The organism is Streptomyces sp. NPDC087859 (genome assembly GCF_044742595.1).
GTDB classification, from domain to species: Bacteria; Actinomycetota; Actinomycetes; order Streptomycetales; family Streptomycetaceae; genus Streptomyces; species Streptomyces canus_F.
This window is the reverse complement of sequence record NZ_JBIUUU010000006.1, coordinates 24,814-43,622: the sequence shown is the minus strand read 5'-3', so window position 1 is coordinate 43,622 and position 18,809 is coordinate 24,814. Positions and strand designations below refer to the sequence as shown.

The window sequence follows — 18,809 nt, the reverse complement described above, 5'->3', positions numbered from 1 at the left end:
CGGTGCGGACCGGAGGGCGCCCGGGGTGCGATCCTCCCGTCTGTGACCGAACCCACGCATGACGAGGCCCACGGCGGCGCCCTCGCCGAGCGGCTGAACTGGCTGCGGGCGGCTGTCCTCGGAGCCAACGACGGCATCGTGTCCACCGCGGGCCTCGTCGTCGGCGTCGCCGGCGCCACGGACGACCGCTCGGCCCTGCTGACGGCGGGCCTCGCGGGACTCCTCGCGGGGTCGATGTCGATGGCGGCCGGGGAGTACGTCTCCGTCTCCACCCAACGGGACTCCGAGAAGGCCGCCCTCGCCGTCGAGAAGAGGGAACTGCGCGAGCAGCCCGAGGCCGAACTGGAGGAGCTCACCGAACTCCTCCAGGACCGGGGCCTGTCCCGGGACGTGGCCCGCGAGGCGGCCGTCCAGCTCACGGAGCGGGACGCTCTGAGAGCCCACGCGCGTGTGGAGCTCGGCATCGACCCCGACCAGCTCACCAACCCCTGGCACGCCGCGTGGGCGAGCTTCCTGTCCTTCACGGTCGGCGCCCTGCTCCCGCTCCTCGCCATCGTCCTCCCGCCCACCGACTGGCGGCTGGCCGTCACCGTCCTGTCCTCCCTCGCCGCTCTCGTCCTCACCGGCTGGAGCAGCGCCCGCCTCGGCGCCGCCGACCCGGTCCGCGCGGCGCTGCGGAACGTGGCGGGCGGGGCATTGGCGATGGGGGTGACGTATGCGGCGGGGACGCTGCTGGGGGCGGCCGGAGTCTGAAACCGCCGGTGGTGGCTTTGGTGGAGATCGCCAACAAGTAAGCGCGTACTCGCTGTAATACTTGTCAGTAACAACGTCTAGCCGCGGCCGACCAGCGGTTCTACGGTGCCAACATGCCGAACCTGCCCGATGTCGTGCTGTGGTCGATACCCGCCTTCGTGCTGCTCACCGTGGTCGAGGTGATCAGCGTCCGGATCCATCCCGACGAGGATGCCGCCGGATACGAGACGAAGGATGCCGCGACCAGCGTCGGCATGGGGCTGGGAAGCCTCGCCTTCGACTTCCTCTGGAAGATCCCGATCGTCGCCATCTACACGGCGATCCACGAACTCACCCCCCTGCGCGTCCCCGTGCTGTGGTGGACCGTCCCGCTGATGCTGCTCGCGCAGGACTTCTTCTACTACTGGTCGCACCGCGGCCACCACGTCATCCGCATCCTGTGGGCCTGCCACGTGGTCCATCACTCCAGCGAGAAGTTCAACCTCACCACCGCCCTGCGCCAGCCGTGGACCACGCTCACGGTGTGGCCGTTCTACGTGCCCCTGATCGCCGCCGGTGTGCACCCCGCGGCCCTCGCCTTCTGCTCCTCGGCGAACCTCGTCTACCAGTTCTGGATCCACACGGAGCGCATCGACAAGATGCCCCGATGGTTCGAGTTCGTGTTCAACACGCCCTCCCACCACCGGGTCCACCACGCCTCCCAGGGCGGCTATCTGGACCGCAACTTCGGCGGCATCCTCATCGTCTGGGACCGGCTCTTCGGGTCGTTCGTCGCCGAGACCGAACGGCCTGTCTACGGGTTGACCAAGAACATCAACACGTTCAACCCGATCAAGGTCGCCACTCATGAGTACGTCTCGATCGTCAAGGACATCAAGGCGGCGCACAGTTGGCGCGAGCGCGCGGGGCGGGTGTTCCGGGGGCCGGGGTGGAAGCCGGCGACGGTGGCGGAACCGGCCGAGGAGACCGTGGCCGCGTGAGACGCCCGCTCGCAGCAGCCTTCGCCCTCACGGCCGTCGTCGACCTCGCCTCCCTGGCGGCCGGATGGGACGTCGGGCACACCGTCGCCAAGCCCCTCCTGATGCCGCTGCTCGCCGCATACGCGGCGTCCCGCGGCGCACCCCGGCTCCTGATCGCCGCCCTGCTGTGCGGCTGGGGCGGCGACACCCTGCTCCTCATCGACGCCGAGCCCGCCTTCCTCGCCGGGATGGGCTGCTTCGCCGCCGGGCACGTCTGCTACCTCGCGCTCTTCAGGCCGTACGACGAGCCACGCGCGCGCGGTGCCTTCCTCGCCCCCGCCTACGCCGTCGTCCTCGGCACCGGCGTCGCCCTGCTCTGGTCCGACCTGCCCGCCGACCTGCGCGTCCCCGTCGCGGGCTACAGCCTGCTGCTCACCGCCATGGCGTACACGGCCGCCACCCGGCTCGGACTTCTCGCCGGGCTCGGCGGCGCGCTCTTCGTGCTCTCCGACAGTCTCATCGCGACCGGCGTCGCGGAGTGGCCCCAGCCGCCCCGGCCGGACCTGTGGATCATGCTCACCTATATCGCCGCGCAGTCACTGCTGGTCACCGGCGTACTCGGCGAGCGACGGCCGCGGGAGTCGGCGTACGGTGAAGTGCGCCCGACCACCCCCTGAGCGCACGTACCACCACAGACGAGAAGGATCCTCGCCATGCGCGCCACCACCATCCACGCCCCCTTCGACATGCGCGTGGAGGACGTGCCCGACCCCGTGGTGCAGCTGCCCACCGACGCGGTGGTCCGCGTCCTGCGCTCCTGCATCTGCGGCAGCGACCTGTGGGCATACCGCGGCACGGCCACGCGGCAGCCGGGGCAGCGCATCGGGCACGAGTTCCTCGGCGTGGTCGAGGAGACCGGCTCCGAGGTGGGCACCGTTCGCCGCGGCGACCTCGTCGTCGCGCCGTTCATGTGGTCCGACGGCGTCTGCGACTACTGCCGCGAGGGACTGAACACCTCCTGCGAGCACGGCGGCTTCTGGGGCTCCGTCGGCTACGACGGCGGCCAGGGCGAGGCCGTGCGCGTGCCCTTCGCCGACGGCACCCTCGTCCAACTGCCCAAGGACGCGGCCTCCGACGACCGACTGCTGACCGCCCTGCTGAGCCTGTCCGACGTCATGGGCACCGGCCACCACGCCGCCCTCGGCGCCGGAGCCCGCGCGGGTGCCACGGTCGCCGTCGTCGGCGACGGGGCCGTCGGCCTGTGCGCGGTGCTCGCCGCCAAGCGGCTGGGCGCCGAACGGATCATCGCGCTCGGCCGTCACCGGGCCCGTACCGACATCGCCCGCCGTTTCGGCGCCACCGACGTGATCGCCGAGCGCGGGGACGCGGCGGTCGAGGCCGTTCGTGAACTCACCCGCGGCCAGGGCGCGCATGCCGTCGTCGAGGCCGTCGGCACCGAGCAGTCGATGCGCACCGCGGTCGACATCACCCGCGACGGCGGCACCGTCGGCTGGGTGGGCGTGCCGCACGGCAGCGGCACCGGGATCGACCTGGGCGTCATGTTCGACCGGAACATCGCGCTGCGCGGCGGTGTCGCGCCGGTCCGCGCGTACATCCCGGAGCTGCTGCCCGACGTCCTGGACGGCACCATCGACCCGTCGCCCGTCTTCGACCTGACCCTCGGTCTGGAGGACGTCCCGGCCGGCTACAAGGCGATGGACGAGCGGACGGCCCTCAAGGTGCTCGTCGCCGACTGACCCTCCCCAGGGCGGTTCACCAGCGGATCGGCACCGGCAGCGCCGTCAGCAGCCCCGACACCACGACCACCACGCCCAGCGCGACGACCTCCGCCCGAGCGGGGGAGCAGGCGGTCAGCGGGTCGGGCGCCCGGCGCAGCCGGAACCGCGCCCACAGGGCGAGCGCGGCGACCACGGCCACGAGCAGCACCTTGGCGAGCAGCACCCGCCCGAACGCGGTCGCCGTCAGCTGGTGCAGGACCGTGCCCGGCGGCATCCGGCGCAGGGTGCTGCACACCCCGGTGGCGGTGATCACGGCGAGCAGGACGACGGCCACGCGCGCGTAGCGGCCCAGCAGAGCCGCACCCGCGTCCGTCGGCCCCCACCGGCGCAGCGTCCGCAGCGCGTACAGCAGCCCGCCCACCCACAGCGCCGCACAGGTCAGATGCACCAGGGTCAGCCCCGACCCGACCAACGGGCTCTGCTCGGTCGTGGGATGCGCCCGCAGAGCCTCCGCCACGACGACCGCGACCGACGGCAGGACCTGTGCGGCGGGGCGGGCCGAGCGGGCGCACAGGCCCGCCACGAGGAACGCGTTGACCTCGACGAGCGCGAGCTTGCCGTCCCGGGACGCGTACAGGCCGCCCATGTCGATCTCGGCGAGGCTGTGCGGCACGAGGTTGCCGGTCGCCACCACCGAGGCGAGCCCCAGGGCGGCGACGAAACCGGCGGCGGCCGCGTACGGGGCCCAGCTGCGCGGCGCGGCCGGGGGAGCGCCGGGCAGGGTACGGGCCAGCCGGTTCACGAAGAGCTCGCCCACGGGGACGCACAGCGCCGCGAACAGCACCGCCCGCAGCAGCGCGATGCCGCCTGTGCCGGGCGCCGCGGCCTCCCCGGTGCCGTGCAGCGCGGCGGACGGGCCCAGCAGCGGGATCAGCGCGCCGAGCGCCACCAGCACGAGGAGGGCGACAGCCCTGCCGGTACCGGAGCGTGGCGAGGGCCCGGTCGCGTCGGAGGCCCCGGCCGTGGGTCTTGTCAAGGTCACCTCGTGATCTTCACCAGCTGTCGCAGAACGGGGCAAGTCCGGGAGAACAACTGGCGGTACGGCATTCCGCCCAGGGATACGTCTTCCGGTCGGCCGCCGCTCACGCCCACCGCGCGGGATCCGCCCCCCATGGCCCCGGTGGCCGCGCCCAGTCCGTCGGCCCGCCCGCGAAGGAGACCGGCGGCAGGGCGTACCGCAGCCGCCCGAGGCCACTGTCGGTCTCGGCGAGCCAGGCATCGGGCCCGTCGTGCGAAGCATCCCCGGGGGAATCGCCCGCGATGCCGTTCATCAGCCACTCCGCCGTCCGCGCCAGTGCCAGCCGTACGAACCGGCTGCCGCCCTCGTCCGACTGCTCGGTCAGCGCCCGCAGCACCTCCGCCGCCAGCAGATACCCCGTGCCGTGGTCGAGGGCCTGTGCGGGCAGTGCCCCCGGTTGCTCCACCGACCCCTCCACCGCCGCGATGCCGGTCGCCACCTGCACGAGACTGTCGAACCCGCGCCGCTCACGCCAGGGCCCGTACGCGCCCCAGGCCGACAACTGCGCCACGACGATGCCCGGCCGTCGCTCCGCCAGCGCCCGCGGCGACAGCCCGAGCCGGTCCAGCGCGCCCGGCCGGTATCCGGTGACGACCACGTCCGCCGCCGCGAGCAGTTCCTCGAAGGTCCGCCGGTCGGCCGTCAGGTCCAGCGTCGCCGACCGCTTCCCGAAGCCCGTGTCGGCATGCTGGTCGGGGAGTTCGGGCAGCCGGGGCGCGTCCAGGCGCAGTACGTCCGCGCCGAGCAGGGCGAGCGTGCGGGTGGCGACCGGGCCCGCGATCACCCGGGTCAGATCCAGGACCCGCAGTCCGGCGGCGGGCAGCAGGGGAGCCCCGTCGAGCGGTGTGAACGCACGTGCGCGTGCGGAGTCGAGCCGGCCGCGCTCGGCCAACGGCCGCTCGGCCACCGCCACGGCCTGAGGATGCGCCGCCCACTCCTGCGGTGTCCGCAGCGCGACGGCGAGGCCCCCGGCCGCGTACACGGCCTCCTCGATCTCCAGGGCGGAACGCTCGGCGAAGGCCGCCTCGAGGGAGTGCGGCGGACCCATCACCTCGAGCAACCGCTCCCGGTGGTGCGGATAGTTGGCGTGCGTCCGCACCCAGCCGTCGGCCGTGCGCCAGAACCTGGACAGGGGCGCGAAGTTGACCGGGGCCCGGCCATTGATCAACAGATGCCGTTCGCTGACGAACGCCGTGGCGACAGCCCCGTCGTCCACCCGCACGGAGGGCACCTCGCCGAGCCCGGCCCGCCGCGCCCCCAGCTCGGCGGCGGCCCGCGCACACCTCTCGACGCAGGCACGGGCCAGCTCCCGTACGGGAAGCCGCGCTTGCAGAACGCCCTTGGACTTGACTCCGGTCATGACTTCACTATGCAGTATTGATTCAATCAAGCTAAGAAGCGGCGGACCACCAGAGACGCACCTCCTTGCGCACGTCCGTGGGCCGCAGCTCCCACCCCTGGGCGAGGGCGACCTGGGCGACGTACTGCCCGCCCACAGCGCGGTAGTCACGCAGCGGTATCGCGCACTCGACCGGCGGCAGCGTCTTCTTCGGAGTGCGCGGGGCCGAGGCGCGCGCGGTCCAACCGGCGACCACCTTGTCGACACGTGCCCTGTAGTACGCCGAGTCGCCCTCGTGCCGCAGCTCCGGCCAGCTCACACACCAGGAAGGCAGGCGGCGGATGCGCTCGATCGCGCGGTCCATGCTGACCGAGGCGATCGCCTCCGTGAAGGTGCTGACGACGACGAGAACGACGACAGCCGCCAGCCAGAACACGTACAACGCCGGCAGGAACAACACGGTCCCGATGAAGCGTAGGGCCAACACCCCTCTGGACCGGACCGGTTCGGGTGTCCAGGTCGCGGGATCTTCGTAGCCATCCATGCCGGCGATCCTGCCGCATCACACGAAAGGGCCGGACGGCGGATCCGTCCGGCCCCTCACGCGCGCGTAGGTGCTACTTCGTCACCGCGTCCAGCGCGTCCGCGGTACCCCACCCGTAGAAGCCGTTGTAGTTCTTCGGCCCCTCACACACCGCGTCGACCTTCCCGTCGCCGTCGATGTCGTACGGGTCGGTGCACGGCGTCGCGTCGGCCTCCGCGTACAGCAGGGCCTTCACCAGGGCCGGGGAGGCCTTCGGGTGCGTCGACTTGATGAGCGCGGCCACGCCCGCGACATGCGGCGAGGCCATCGACGTACCGGCCATGTAGCCCCAGCCGCCGCCCGGCAGCGTGCCCAGGATCAGGCCGCTGGTGGCCGGCGGGGCCGGGGTCTGGAAGCGGGTCGAGTCGCCGCCGGGCGCGGCGATGTCGATGACACCCAGACCATGGTTGGAGAAGGACGACTTGATGCCCTTCGCCCCGGTCGCCGCGACCGTCACGACACCCGGCAGCTGGGTCGGGATGTCAAGGCACTCCGACGGGTCGATGACCCGGTCCGAGGGCGTGGCGTCGTTCGGGGAGACCGGGTCGGTGATCTCGTCGGCCGCGAGGTCGTAGTTCTCGTTGCCGGCCGCCGCGACATTGACGGCGCCCTTCTTCTCCGCGTACCGCGAGGCCCGGGAGACGGCGTCGACGAGCGCCCTCTGGTCCGGGTCGTTCTTGCAGTTGAAGTACCACGGATCGGTGTAATAGCTGTTGTTCGTCACATCGACGCCGTGCTCGGCCGCCCACACGAAGCCGCAGACCACGGCCTCCGTGTAGAAGTAGCCGGCCGTCGTGGACACCTTGATGCCGGACACCTTCACACCGGGCGCGACACCCGTCATGCCGACGCCGTTCTTGGCGGCCGCGATCTCACCGGCCACATGCGTGCCGTGCGGGCTTTCACCCGTGGTCGGCCGCCACGCCCCGTCGGTCGTGTCCGGCTTGCCCGTCACACAGTTGACCGATGCGGCACGGTCGAAGTTCGGCGCGATGTCCGGGTGCGTGTCGTCGACACCGGTGTCGATGACGGCGACGGTCACCTTGCTGCTGCCGAGCGACTTCTCGTGCGCCTTGTCCGCCTTGATGGCGGGCAGGTCCCACTGCAGGGGCTCCAGCGGGTCCTGTCCCTCGACGGCGTCGACATCCGCGAGGTCCTCGGCGGCGAGCACCTTCGGCGTACCCACGTCGGTCGTCGACTGCGCGGGCAGCGGCGCGTTACGGGTGTTGCCGGCCGACTCCACCCCGCGCACCGTGCGCACGACCTTGGCGAAGTCGGGGTTCGCCGAGTGGACGACGATCACGCCTATCCGGTCGTACGACGTGACGATCGTGCCGCCGGCCTTGGAGATCGCCTTCCGCACATGCTTCGAAGGCCCGTGTCCGGGGCTGACGTTGACGACATAGCTGAGCGAGGTCGCGTCGGCCGCGGGGGACTCCTCCGCCGCGGATGCCGAGACGTTCGGCAGGAACGCGAGTGCCGTCGCCATGGCCATCCCCATCGGAATGGCCAGCGCACGGCGGAAGCGCGGGTCAGGCGCTGTCATGCTGTCTCCAGTTCGTTCGCGGTACGAGCGGACCGTGCGGGTGCTCTGCGGGCTACTTGACCGCGCGCAGCGCGTTGACGATGCCGTAGCCGTAGAACCCGTTCACCCGCTTGCCCCCGACACAGGTCGCGTCCTGAGTGCCGTCGCCGTCCTGGTCGTAGGAGGCCGGGCAGCCGGGGTTGTTCGCCTGCGCCTTCAGCAGCGCCTGCAACTGCGCCGGGGACGCCTTCGGGTGCGTCGACTTCAGCAGCGCGGCGACGCCCGCGGCGTGCGGGGAGGCCATCGAGGTGCCCTGCAGGAAGCCGTACGAGTTGTTCGGCATGGTCGACAGGATGCGGCCGTTCTTCGACGGCGTGTCCGGGATCTGGTAGAGCCGGTCACCGCCCGGGGCCGCGATGTCGACGACGCCGTAACCGTACGAGGAGTAGTACGACTTCAGGTTCTGCACGCCCGTGGCGCTGACCGTCACGACACCCGGCAGCTGGGTCGGCACGTCGAAGCACTCGTGCGGGTCGATGGTGCGCGTCACCGGCGTGGAGTCGTCGGGGCTGCTGTCGTCGACCAGGGCGTCCGAGTCGAGGTCGTCGTTGGAGTTGCCCGCCGACGCCAGGTTGAGCGTGCCCTTCTTCTGGGCGTACAGCGAGGCCCGGTTGACCGCGTCGACGATGGCCCGCTGGTCGGGGTCGTCGAGGCAGTTGTACAGCCACGGGTCCACGTAGTAGCTGTTGTTCGTGACTTCGACGCCGTGGTCGGCGGCGAACACGAACGCGCAGACGACGCTCTCCGGGTAGAAGAGGCCGTTGCTCGGGTCGGTCACATTGATGGCCGAGACCTTCACGCCGGGCGCGACACCGGCCACACCGATGCCGTTGCGGGCGGCGGCGATCTCACCGGCCACGTGCGTGCCGTGGTAGTCGTCCACGGTGTACGGCCGCCAGGCGCCCTCGGTGGTGTCCGCGACACCGCCGTCGCAGTTGGCCGACTGCGAGGCCGAGAAGTTCGGCGCGATGTCCGGGTGGGTGTCGTCGACGCCGGTGTCGATGACGGCGACGGTCACCTTCTTGCTGCCCGGGTTGATCTGCGCGGCCTTGTCCGCGCCGATCGCCCGCAGGTCCCACTGGTCGGCCTCGAGGGGCTCGCTCTCCGCGTCGGCCGCGGAGGCGCTCTCGATCTTCTCGGCCTGTTCCTTCGTCAGGATCTGGGCCGCGCCCTCGTCCGTGGTGCTCGCGGGAGTGAGCGCCGAGGTGCGCGTCGCCCCCGCCGACTGCACGCCGCGCACCGCGCGTATCTGTGCGCCGAAGTCGGGGTTGGCCGAGTGGACGACGATCACGCCGATCTTCGCGTACGTGATGACGACGGTGCCGCCCTTGGCGACGACGGCCTTCTTCACCGACTCGATCGTCTTGCGGTCCACCTTGGTGTTGACCACGTACGACAGGTTGGGCGCGTCCGCGGCCTGCGTGGCCGGCGCCGCGTACGGGGCCGCCGAGGCGGCCGCCGGCAGGAAGCCGAGCGAGGCGGTCAGCGAGAGAACGACCGGCACGGCGAGCGCGAGCCGACGTCTGGAACGCAGATGAGGCATGGGGTCTCCACATCATCCGGAAACGAGAACCGCCCGAACACAGGTGGTGCTCGGGCAGGTACATGACGGGTGGTGCATGGCGAAGCTATCCCGCGAAGTCGCTGGCCAGCAATGACCTACCCGAGGTGACTTCGGAAAGAAGCCCGGGCAGTTGAACCGCTCCTCGTGTGCCGCCGTGACGTTGGACAGGGAGCACGAGCACGATCGAGCCCCCTGGTCACCGCGAGGAACAGAGCCGTCACATGTCCGTCGTACCGAACCCGTCCCCGAACCCAGACCCGTCCCCGTCCCCGTCCACCGTGGCAACAGCACCCGCAACGCGAGGAGACTCCGTGGCTACCGACGCACCGCCCCCCTCGAAAGAGCAACACAAACTCCCCAGCACCGATGAGTTCACCGCGGTGCAGGAGAGTGCGGAGTTCGGTGAACTACGCCACTCCTACCGCTCCTTCGCCTTTCCGCTGACCGTCGGCTTCATCGCCTGGTACCTGCTGTACGTCCTGCTGTCGAACTTCGCCGGCGACTTCATGGGCACCAAGCTGTTCGGCAACATCAACGTCGCCTTCGTCCTCGGCATCGCCCAGTTCGTCACCACGTTCGTCATCGCCTGGTGGTACTCCCGGCACGCCGCCGCGAAGCTCGACCCCAAGGCCGAGGCGATCAAGTCCCGTATGGAGGGCGACGCATGAGCATCGCGCAGCAGAGTGTCCTCGCGGCCGGAGAGGCCGGCGAGCACCGACCACTGATCATCAGCCTCTTCGCGGTGTTCGTCGTCGCGACCCTGGTCATCACTGTGTGGGCGGGCCGCCAGACCAAGGACGCCGCCGACTTCTACGCCGGCGGACGCCAGTTCAGCGCCTTCCAGAACGGTCTCGCGGTCTCCGGCGACTACATGTCGGCCGCCTCGTTCCTCGGCATCGCCGGCGCCATCGCCCTCTTCGGCTACGACGGCTTCCTGTACTCCATCGGCTTCCTGGTCGCCTGGCTGGTGGCGCTGCTCCTGGTCGCCGAGCCGCTCAGGAACTCCGGCCGCTACACCATGGGTGACGTACTGGCGTACCGCATGCGCCAGCGGCCGGTCCGTACCGCGGCCGGCACCTCCACGATCGTCGTCTCGATCTTCTACCTGCTGGCCCAGATGGCCGGCGCGGGCGTCCTCGTCTCGCTGCTGCTCGGCATCACCTCCGACGCGGGCAAGGTCGCCATCGTCGCCCTCGTCGGCATCCTGATGATCGTGTACGTCTCGATCGGCGGCATGAAGGGCACCACCTGGGTCCAGATGGTCAAGGCCGTCCTCCTCATCAGCGGCACGATCCTGATCACCTTCCTGGTGCTGCTGAAGTTCAACTTCAACATCTCCGACCTGCTCGGCACGGCCGCCGAGAAGAGCGGCAAGGGCTCCGCCTTCCTGGAGCCCGGTCTCCAGTACGGCGCGACCGGCACCTCCAAGCTGGACTTCATCTCCCTGGGCATCGCCCTGGTGCTCGGCACGGCGGGTCTGCCGCACATCCTGATCCGCTTCTACACGGTGCCCAACGCCAAGGCCGCCCGTAAGTCCGTGAACTGGGCCATCGGCATCATCGGCGGCTTCTACCTGATGACGATCGCGCTCGGCTTCGGCGCCGCCGCGCTGATCGACCAGAAGGAGATCATCGAATCCAACCCGTCCGGCAACACGGCGGCCCCGCTGCTCGCCCTGCACCTGGGCGGCGTCGACTCGACGTGGGGCGCGATCCTGCTGGCGACGATCTCGGCGGTGGCCTTCGCGACGATCCTCGCCGTGGTCGCCGGTCTGACCCTCGCCTCGTCGTCCTCGTTCGCGCACGACATCTACGCCAACGTCATCCGCAAGGGCGAGGCGTCCGGCAAGGAGGAGGTCCGCGCGGCCCGCGTGGCGACCGTCTTCATCGGTGCCGCGGCCATCGGCCTGGGCGCCCTCGCCCGTGACCTCAACGTGGCCGGCCTGGTCGCGCTGGCCTTCGCGGTCGCCGCGTCCGCCAACCTGCCGACGATCCTCTACAGCCTGTTCTGGAAGAAGTTCACCACCCAGGGCGCGCTGTGGTCGATCTACGGCGGTCTGATCGTCGCCGTCGGCCTGGTGCTGTTCTCGCCCGTCGTCTCCGGCGACCCGAAGGCGATGTTCCCGGACGTCGACTTCGCCTACTTCCCGCTGAAGAACCCGGGCATCATCTCCATCCCGTTCGGCTTCGCGATGGGCTGGCTCGGCACCGTCCTGTCCAAGGAGGAGCCCGACGCCGGCAAGTACGCGGAGCTGGAGGTCCGGTCCCTGACCGGCACCGGCGCCCACTGAGTCCGCCGCACAGCGCTCTGTGACCGGCCGCGTCGTAGGTCTCTACGACGCGGCCGCGTCTTACCTCGTGGGATCGGGCACTGTCGATGTCAGTCGGGTCACGTAGGCTCGCAGGTGACGGGAAACGAGTGCTCCTCGAGTGCTCCGACAGTGTTCCGACAGTGTTCCGCAGACGAGGGAGGGGGCCCACGTGCTCATCGACACCTACGGCCGGCAGGCCACCGACCTGAGAGTCTCGCTGACCGACCGGTGCAATCTGCGCTGTACGTACTGCATGCCCGAGGAGGGCCTGCAGTGGCTGGCCAAGCCCGATCTGCTCACCGACGACGAGATCGTCCGCCTGATCGACATCGCGGTCACCTCACTGGGCATCCAGGAGGTCCGCTTCACCGGCGGCGAGCCGCTGCTGCGCCCCGGCCTGGTGGGCATCGTGGAGCGGGTCGCGGCCCTGGAGCCCCGCCCCCAGATGTCGCTGACGACCAACGGCATCGGCCTCAAGCGCACCGCGACCGCCCTGAAGGCCGCGGGCCTGGACCGGGTCAACGTCTCCCTGGACACCCTGCGCCCGGACGTCTTCAAGACCCTCACCCGCCGGGACCGCCACCACGACGTCCTCGAGGGCCTGTACGCCGCCCGCGAGGCCGGCCTGACCCCGGTGAAGGTCAACTCGGTCCTGATGCCGGGCCTGAACGACGACGAGGCCCCCGACCTGCTGGCCTGGGCGGTGGAGCACGACTACGAACTGCGCTTCATCGAGCAGATGCCCCTGGACGCCCAGCACGGCTGGAAGCGCGACGGCATGATCACCGCAGGCGACATCCTCACCTCCCTGCGCACCCGCTTCGACCTGACCGAGGAAGGCTCCGAAAAACGCGGCTCGGCCCCCGCCGAACGCTGGCTGGTGGACGGCGGCCCGCACGTCGTGGGCGTCATCGCCTCGGTCACCCGCCCGTTCTGCTCCGCCTGCGACCGCACCCGCCTCACCGCCGACGGCCAGATCCGCACCTGCCTGTTCGCCACCGAGGAGACCGACCTGCGCGCGGCCCTGCGCTCGGGAGCCCCGGACGAGGAGATAGCCCGCATCTGGAAGGTCGCGATGTGGGGCAAGAAGGCGGGCGCGGGCCTCGACGACCCGACCTTCGTCCAGCCGGACCGCCCGATGTCCGCGATCGGCGGCTAGGGAAGCCGGCCCTGCGCTTCCCACTCCTTCAGCAGGACGACGTCCTTCAAGAACCCCCGTACACCGAGGAACTGGGACAGGTGCTCCCGGTGCTCCTCACACGCCAGCCACGTCTTTCGGCGCTCCGGCGTGTGGATCTTCGGGTTGTTCCACGCGAGCACCCACACGGCGTCCAGGCGGCAGCCCTTCGCGGAGCAGATCGGGGCGGTCTCTTCACTCACTGTTTCGTCTCACAAAGTGCCGTGAACAAAGGCGACGCCGAGCAGCCACGGGGGGAGCTGCCCGGCGTCGGTCTGTCGCTCCGACGGGGGATGCGGAGCGCGTAGGAAGTATGTCACGGGTAACCCGTCGCCCGGCACTGGAACAACATGATTGATCTGAGCTTTTCTTGAGCTTGGTGCGGAGGAAACTTCCGGATTCGGGCCCTCCGCCGAGGTCACGTCCGCTCGCGCGGCTCGCCCCGTGCACCCGCCTCCGCATCGCCCACGGCGTCTTCCGGGAACGGTTCCGCGGAGCCCTTCGGAGCACTCGGCGGTGTGATCATCGGAGGCAGCGGCGCGGTCACGAACGTCGACGGCAGGGACGGCGCGTTCTCCCGTCCCGCGTTGGCGATCACCACCGCGACGTAGGGAAGCAGAGCCCCCAGCACCAACGCGACGATGGCGACGTGCCGTTCGACGTTCCAGAGCGAGACCGCGAGGATCACCGACGCCGTACGCACGGCCATCGAGATCACATACCGCCGCTGCCGGCCGCGCACATCGTCCTGAAGCCCCTGACGGGCTCCGGTGATCCGGAAAACCTGGGCGTTGCCTGCCGCATGCTGCTTCCGCATCACATTCCACCATCCGCCCGTATCGGACTCTCCCCGGCCCGTACCCACTCCGCCCCCGGCAGAGGTTCCGGGCCCGGACACGTCCTACGTTACGCCGCGCCTGCGCCGCCTACGAGACCGGGGCACCTCCCTGCCAGGCGAACGACCTGCGCCGTAGCGCGTACGGCTGACTCGACATGCGCCGTACAGTGCATGCGCCGACACTGGGCGTAATGCTCACGTCGAGCCGTACTAGGAGGCAGCCATGGGCTGGTTGTGGGCGATCATCGTGGGATTCGTGCTGGGCCTGATCGCGAAGGCGATCCTCCCGGGCAAGCAGCACAGCCCGCTGTGGTTGACGACCATCTTCGGCATGCTGGGCGCCCTCGCGGGCAACGCGATCGCGCGTGCCGCAGGCGTGGACGAGACCTCCGGCATCGACTGGAGCCGCCACGCCTTCCAGCTGGTCGCCGCGATCATCATCGTGGGCGTCGGCGACATGCTGTACATGGCGACGCTGGGCAAGAGGAAACAGCGGACCTGAGAGCACCCACGCCGAGAGGGGCGGCCTCCCGCACGGGAGACCGCCCCTCTCGCCGTGTGCTCAGGCGCTCGTGACCTCGACCGCCGCCAGGTTCTTCTTGCCCCGGCGCAGCACCAGCCAGCGACCGTGGAGCAGGTCCTCCTTGGCGGGAACCGCGTCCTCGGCCGCGACCTTCACGTTGTTCACGTAGGCCCCGCCCTCCTTCACGGTCCGCCGCGCGGCGGACTTGCTGGCCACGAGGCCGACCTCGGCGAGCAGGTCCACGACGGGGCCGAGCTCGGCGACCTGGATGTGCGGCACCTCGGAGAGGGCCGCCGTGAGCGTCTTCTCGTCCAGGTCCGCCAGCTCGCCCTGACCGAACAGCGCACGGCTCGCGGCGACCACGGCGGCGGTCTGGTCGGCGCCGTGCACCAGCGTCGTCAGCTCCTCCGCCAGTGCGCGCTGCGCGGCACGGGCCTGCGGACGCTCCTCGGTCTGCTTCTCCAGCTCCTCGATCTCGTCGTGGGAGCGGAAGCTGAAGATGCGCAGGAACTTGGAGACGTCCCGGTCGTCCGCGTTCAGCCAGAACTGGTAGAAGGCGTACGGCGTGGTCATCTCCGGGTCGAGCCAGACCGTGCCGGACTCCGTCTTGCCGAACTTGGTGCCGTCGGCCTTGGTGATCAGCGGCGTGGCCAGCGCGTGCACGACGGCGTCGGGCTCGACCCGGTGGATCAGGTCGGTGCCCGAGGTGAGGTTGCCCCACTGGTCGCTGCCGCCGGTCTGGAGCGTGCAGCCGTGCCTGCGGAACAGCTCCAGGAAGTCCATGCCCTGGAGGATCTGGTAGCTGAACTCCGTGTAGCCGATGCCCGCGTCGGAGTTGAGCCGCCGGGCGACGGCCTCCTTCGCGATCATCTTGTTGACCCGGAAGTACTTGCCGACGTCCCGCAGGAACTCGATGGCCGACAGCCCCTGGGTCCAGTCCAGGTTGTTGACCATGATCGCGGCGTTCGGGCCCTCGAAGTCGAGCAGCGGGGTGATCTGCGCCCGGAGCCGCTCGACCCACTGGGCGACGACGTCCGGCGAGTTCAGCGTCCGCTCCGCGGTCGGCTTGGGGTCGCCGATCAGACCCGTCGCACCGCCCACCAGGCCCAGCGGACGGTTGCCCGCCTGCTGGATCCGGCGCATCGTCAGGATCTGCACGAGGTTGCCGAGGTGGAGGCTGGGCGCGGTCGGGTCGAACCCGCAATAGAACGTGACGGGGCCGTCCGCGAACGCCTTGCGCAATGCGTCCTCGTCAGTGGAGAGGGCGATGAGCCCGCGCCACTTCAGCTCGTCGACGATGTCCGTCACGGTTCTCGTATCTCCTTGGATGATCTTCGGCGGTCGGGTGACAACCAGCTACGAGGTTATACGCCCCGACTGACAGAGCTCATATTGAAGTCCGGCACCCTCAGGGCCGGCATCGCAGCCCTAGTGAACCAGTCGCTCCACTCCCTCGGCAGCGTCTTTTCCGTGCGCCCGGCCTCCGTGGCCCGGCCCAGCAGGTCCACCGGCGACTCGTTGAACCGGAAGTTGGTGACCTCTCCGGTGACCTCGCCGTTCTCGACGAGGTAGACGCCGTCGCGGGTCAGGCCGGTCAGCAGCAGCGTGGCCGGGTCGACCTCGCGGATGTACCAGAGGCAGGTCAGCAGCAGCCCGCGCTCGGTGTTCGCGACCATCTCCTCCAGGGAGCGGTCCTCGCCGCCGTCCAGGATCAGGTTGTCGATGCCCGGCGCCACCGGCAGCCCGGTCAGCCCGGCGCTGTGCCGGCTGGTCAGCAGGCTGCTCAGCTCGCCCGCCCGCATCCACTCGGTGGCCGTCAGCGGCAGCCCGTTGTCGAACACCGACGAGTCACCGCCGGAGGAGTGCGTGAGCACGAAGGGCGAGGACTCCAGACCCGGCTCGTTCGGGTCGCTGCGCAGGGTCAGCGGCAGCTCGGTCAGCCGGTCACCGAGCCGGGTGCCGCCGCCGGGCTTGGAGAACACGGTCCGGCCCTCGGCCGCGTCCCGGCCCGACGCCGACCACATCTGGTAGATCAGCAGGTCCGCCACGGCGGTCGGCGGCAGCAGCGTCTCGTACCGCCCGGCGGGCAGGTCGTGCTTGCGCTCGGCCCATCCCAGGCGTACGGCGAGCTCGGCGTCCAGCGCGGCCGGGTCGACGTCCTTGAAGTCCCGGGTGGAGCGGCCGGCCCACGCCGAGCGCGTACGGTCCGGCGACTTGGCGTTGAGCTCCAGCGTCCCGTTGGGCTGGTCGTGCCGCAGGCGCAGACCCGTCGACGTACCGAGGTAGCTGGAGACCAGCTCGTGGTTGGCGAAGCCGTACAGCTCGCGGCCGCCCGCACGCGCGCGTGCGAAGGACTCGCCGAGCGCCGGCGCGAAGTCGGCGAACACCGCGGAGGAGGTCTCGGCGGGCCCGTCCGTGAAGTCGGGGGACGCCGGTACGCCCGTCACCAGCGGCTGCGCGTCCTCGGCGGGCGCCGCACCGCGCGCGGCGGCCTCGGCGGCCCGCACCAGGGACTCCAGCTCGTCCACGGTCACCGCGGCCCGTGAGACGACTCCGGAGGCGGTGCCCTCCTTGCCGTCGACCGTCGCGATCACGGTGAGGTTACGCGTGCGGGTGACACCGTTGGTGGTGAGCGCGTTGCCGGCCCAGCGCAGGTTCGCCGTGGACTGCTCGTCGGCGATGACGACACACCCGTCGGCGGTGGACAGCTCCAGGGCACGTTCGACGATCTCGTGCGGCTTGTTCGTACGAGGACTCATCGACCGGCCTCCTGGGTCGTGTTGAGGATGTTGACGCCCTTGAAGAGGGCCGACGGGCAGCCGTGCGACACGGCCGCGACCTGACCCGGCTGGGCCTTGCCGCAGTTGAAGGCGCCCCCGAGGACATATGTCTGCGGACCGCCCACCGCGGCCATCGAGCCCCAGAAGTCGGTGGTGGTCGCCTGGTAGGCGACGTCCCGCAGCTGGCCGGTGATCCGGCCGTTCTCGATCCTGAAGAACCGCTGACCGGTGAACTGGAAGTTGTAGCGCTGCATGTCGATCGACCAGGACCGGTCACCGACGACATAGATGCCCCGGTCGACCCCGCCGATCAGGTCCTCCGTCGACATCCCGGCCGGGTCCGGCCGGAGCGAGACGTTGGCCATGCGCTGCACGGGCACATGGCCGGGGGAGTCGGCGAACGCGCACCCGTTGGACCGCTCGAAGCCGGTCAGCTTCGCGATCCGCCGGTCCAGCTGGTAGCCGACGAGCGTGCCGTCCTTCACCAGGTCCCAGGACTGGCCCGCCACGCCCTCGTCGTCGTAGCCGACGGTCGCCAGGCCGTGCTCGGCGGTGCGGTCGCCGGTCACGTTCATCAGGTCGGAGCCGTACCGCAACTTGCCGAGCTGGTCGAAGGTGGCGAAGGAGGTGCCGGCGTAGGCCGCCTCGTAGCCGAGGGCGCGGTCCAGCTCGGTGGCGTGGCCGATGGACTCGTGGATCGTCAGCCACAGGTTGGACGGGTCGACGACCAGGTCGTACACCCCCGACTCGACACTGGGCGCCCGCATCTTCTCGGCGAGCAGCTCCGGGATCTGCTCGAGCTCGCTGTCCCAGTCCCAGCCGGTGCCCGTCAGGTACTCCCAGCCGCGTCCGACCGGCGGCGCGATGGTCCGCATGGAGTCGAACTCGCCGCTCGACTCGTCGACCGACACCGCGGTCAGCGACGGGTGCAGCCGAACCCGCTGCTGGGTGGTCACGGTCCCGGCGGTGTCGGCGTAGAACTTGTTCTCGTGGACGGTCAGCAGGGACGCGTCGACGTGGTTGACCCCGTTCGCCGCCAGCAGCCGCGCGCTCCAGTCCGCCAGCAGCCCGGCCTTGTCCTCGTCCGGCACGGTGAACGGATCGATCTCGTACGACGAGATCCATGTCCTCTCCGAGTGCACCGGCTCGTCGGCGAGCTCGACGCGCTCGTCCGAACCCGCCGCCTTGATCACCTGGGCGGCCAGTTTCGCCATCGCCACGGCCTGCGAGGCGACCCGCGCCGCCGCGTCCATGCTCAGATCCACGCCCGACGCGAAACCCCACGTGCCGCCGTGCACGACCCGCACCGCGTACCCGAGGTCGGTGGTGTCCGACGACCCCGCGGGCTTGGCGTCCCGCAGCCGCCAGGACGCGCTGCGCACCCGCTCGAACCGGAAGTCCGCGTGCTCGGCGCCCAGCGCACGCGCGCGTGCCAGCGCGGCGTCGGCCAAGGCGCGTAGGGGAAGCGCTGTGAAGGCTTCGTCGATGGAATGAGGCACCGAGGTATCTCCCTGCTCTCGTGACCTGTGGACTCCGATCATGTCGTGTGCGCAGGTCCGGGGACCATACGTTTCCGTGCG

The 18,809-nt window shown here is 70.4% G+C and carries 18 protein-coding genes; 8 read left to right on the top strand and 10 right to left on the bottom strand.

Annotated features, from left to right (window positions below; all coding sequences use genetic code 11):
- The first annotated feature begins 42 nt into the window (after positions 1-42).
- From ACIOHP_RS15505 to ACIOHP_RS15490, 4 genes are all read left to right on the top strand, one after another.
- Positions 43-753 carry a VIT family protein gene (locus ACIOHP_RS15505; protein ID WP_361553696.1) on the top strand — a complete coding sequence of 237 codons (711 nt, stop codon included), beginning with the start codon at positions 43-45 and terminating at the stop codon, positions 751-753.
- Between the two features lie 113 nt (positions 754-866).
- Positions 867-1,733, top strand: coding sequence for a sterol desaturase family protein (locus ACIOHP_RS15500; RefSeq protein WP_401887653.1), 867 nt, complete (start codon positions 867-869; stop codon positions 1,731-1,733).
- Entirely contained in the window at positions 1,730-2,389 is a 660-nt protein-coding gene (locus tag ACIOHP_RS15495) for a lysoplasmalogenase (protein WP_401887651.1), read from the top strand. The genes ACIOHP_RS15500 and ACIOHP_RS15495 overlap by 4 nt, the downstream gene beginning before the upstream one ends.
- A gap of 36 nt (positions 2,390-2,425) precedes the next feature.
- Positions 2,426-3,469, top strand: coding sequence for a zinc-dependent alcohol dehydrogenase family protein (locus ACIOHP_RS15490; protein WP_401887648.1), 1,044 nt, complete (start codon positions 2,426-2,428; stop codon positions 3,467-3,469).
- 16 nt (positions 3,470-3,485) lie between these two features.
- On the opposite strand, the gene ACIOHP_RS15485 is transcribed toward ACIOHP_RS15490, so the two are convergent.
- The 5 genes from ACIOHP_RS15485 to ACIOHP_RS15465 all read right to left on the bottom strand — a co-directional run bounded on the left by ACIOHP_RS15485 (position 3,486) and on the right by ACIOHP_RS15465 (position 9,579).
- Positions 3,486-4,493 (bottom strand): CopD family protein, encoded by a 1,008-nt coding sequence (locus ACIOHP_RS15485; RefSeq protein WP_401887645.1) that lies wholly within the window; start codon positions 4,491-4,493, stop codon positions 3,486-3,488.
- 100 nt (positions 4,494-4,593) lie between these two features.
- On the bottom strand, positions 4,594-5,889 hold the full coding sequence (locus ACIOHP_RS15480; protein WP_401887642.1) for a CoA transferase: 1,296 nt from the start codon (positions 5,887-5,889) through the stop codon (positions 4,594-4,596).
- 31 nt (positions 5,890-5,920) lie between these two features.
- On the bottom strand, positions 5,921-6,412 hold the full coding sequence (locus tag ACIOHP_RS15475) for a hypothetical protein (RefSeq protein WP_401887640.1): 492 nt from the start codon (positions 6,410-6,412) through the stop codon (positions 5,921-5,923).
- Between the two features lie 73 nt (positions 6,413-6,485).
- On the bottom strand, positions 6,486-7,997 hold the full coding sequence (locus ACIOHP_RS15470) for a S8 family peptidase (RefSeq protein ID WP_401887637.1): 1,512 nt from the start codon (positions 7,995-7,997) through the stop codon (positions 6,486-6,488).
- Positions 7,998-8,049: 52 nt separating this feature from the next.
- Positions 8,050-9,579, bottom strand: a complete 1,530-nt coding sequence (locus tag ACIOHP_RS15465) for a S8 family peptidase (RefSeq protein ID WP_401887634.1) — start codon at positions 9,577-9,579, stop codon at positions 8,050-8,052.
- A 332-nt stretch (positions 9,580-9,911) separates the two neighbouring features.
- Between ACIOHP_RS15465 and ACIOHP_RS15460 the strand changes: the two genes are divergently transcribed.
- The 3 genes from ACIOHP_RS15460 (at position 9,912) to moaA (ending at position 13,070) form a co-directional block, all read left to right on the top strand.
- Complete coding sequence (locus ACIOHP_RS15460) at positions 9,912-10,268, top strand: DUF485 domain-containing protein (RefSeq protein ID WP_401887631.1); 357 nt, start codon at positions 9,912-9,914, stop codon at positions 10,266-10,268.
- Positions 10,265-11,890 carry a cation acetate symporter gene (locus ACIOHP_RS15455; RefSeq protein WP_401887628.1) on the top strand — a complete coding sequence of 542 codons (1,626 nt, stop codon included), beginning with the start codon at positions 10,265-10,267 and terminating at the stop codon, positions 11,888-11,890. The genes ACIOHP_RS15460 and ACIOHP_RS15455 overlap by 4 nt, the downstream gene beginning before the upstream one ends.
- Before the next feature lie 190 nt (positions 11,891-12,080).
- Complete coding sequence (moaA, locus tag ACIOHP_RS15450; protein ID WP_401887625.1) at positions 12,081-13,070, top strand: GTP 3',8-cyclase MoaA; 990 nt, start codon at positions 12,081-12,083, stop codon at positions 13,068-13,070.
- Here the strand turns inward: moaA and ACIOHP_RS15445 are convergent.
- On the bottom strand, positions 13,067-13,291 hold the full coding sequence (locus ACIOHP_RS15445) for a hypothetical protein (RefSeq protein WP_361487637.1): 225 nt from the start codon (positions 13,289-13,291) through the stop codon (positions 13,067-13,069). The two genes, moaA and ACIOHP_RS15445, sit on opposite strands and share 4 nt — an antisense overlap.
- Positions 13,292-13,506: 215 nt before the next feature.
- Positions 13,507-13,905: a DUF3099 domain-containing protein gene (locus ACIOHP_RS15440; RefSeq protein ID WP_401887622.1), complete on the bottom strand. Its 399-nt coding sequence runs from the start codon at positions 13,903-13,905 to the stop codon at positions 13,507-13,509.
- Between the two features lie 244 nt (positions 13,906-14,149).
- On the opposite strand from ACIOHP_RS15440, the gene ACIOHP_RS15435 reads away from it, so the two are divergent.
- The gene (locus ACIOHP_RS15435) at positions 14,150-14,428 is read left to right on the top strand and encodes a GlsB/YeaQ/YmgE family stress response membrane protein (RefSeq protein ID WP_361560585.1); all 279 of its coding nucleotides are present in this window, start codon (positions 14,150-14,152) and stop codon (positions 14,426-14,428) included.
- A 60-nt stretch (positions 14,429-14,488) separates the two neighbouring features.
- Here ACIOHP_RS15435 and tyrS read toward each other — a convergent pair whose 3' ends face one another.
- Genes tyrS through ACIOHP_RS15420 form a run of 3 tightly spaced genes read right to left on the bottom strand, consistent with a single transcriptional unit; the run spans position 14,489 to position 18,728 of the window.
- Positions 14,489-15,757, bottom strand: coding sequence for a tyrosine--tRNA ligase (gene tyrS / locus ACIOHP_RS15430; protein WP_361560588.1), 1,269 nt, complete (start codon positions 15,755-15,757; stop codon positions 14,489-14,491).
- Between the two features lie 56 nt (positions 15,758-15,813).
- The gene (locus tag ACIOHP_RS15425; RefSeq protein WP_361560591.1) at positions 15,814-17,208 is read right to left on the bottom strand and encodes a metallopeptidase TldD-related protein; all 1,395 of its coding nucleotides are present in this window, start codon (positions 17,206-17,208) and stop codon (positions 15,814-15,816) included.
- Entirely contained in the window at positions 17,205-18,728 is a 1,524-nt protein-coding gene (locus tag ACIOHP_RS15420; RefSeq protein WP_361560594.1) for a TldD/PmbA family protein, read from the bottom strand. The genes ACIOHP_RS15425 and ACIOHP_RS15420 overlap by 4 nt, the downstream gene beginning before the upstream one ends.
- Positions 18,729-18,809 lie beyond the last annotated feature (81 nt).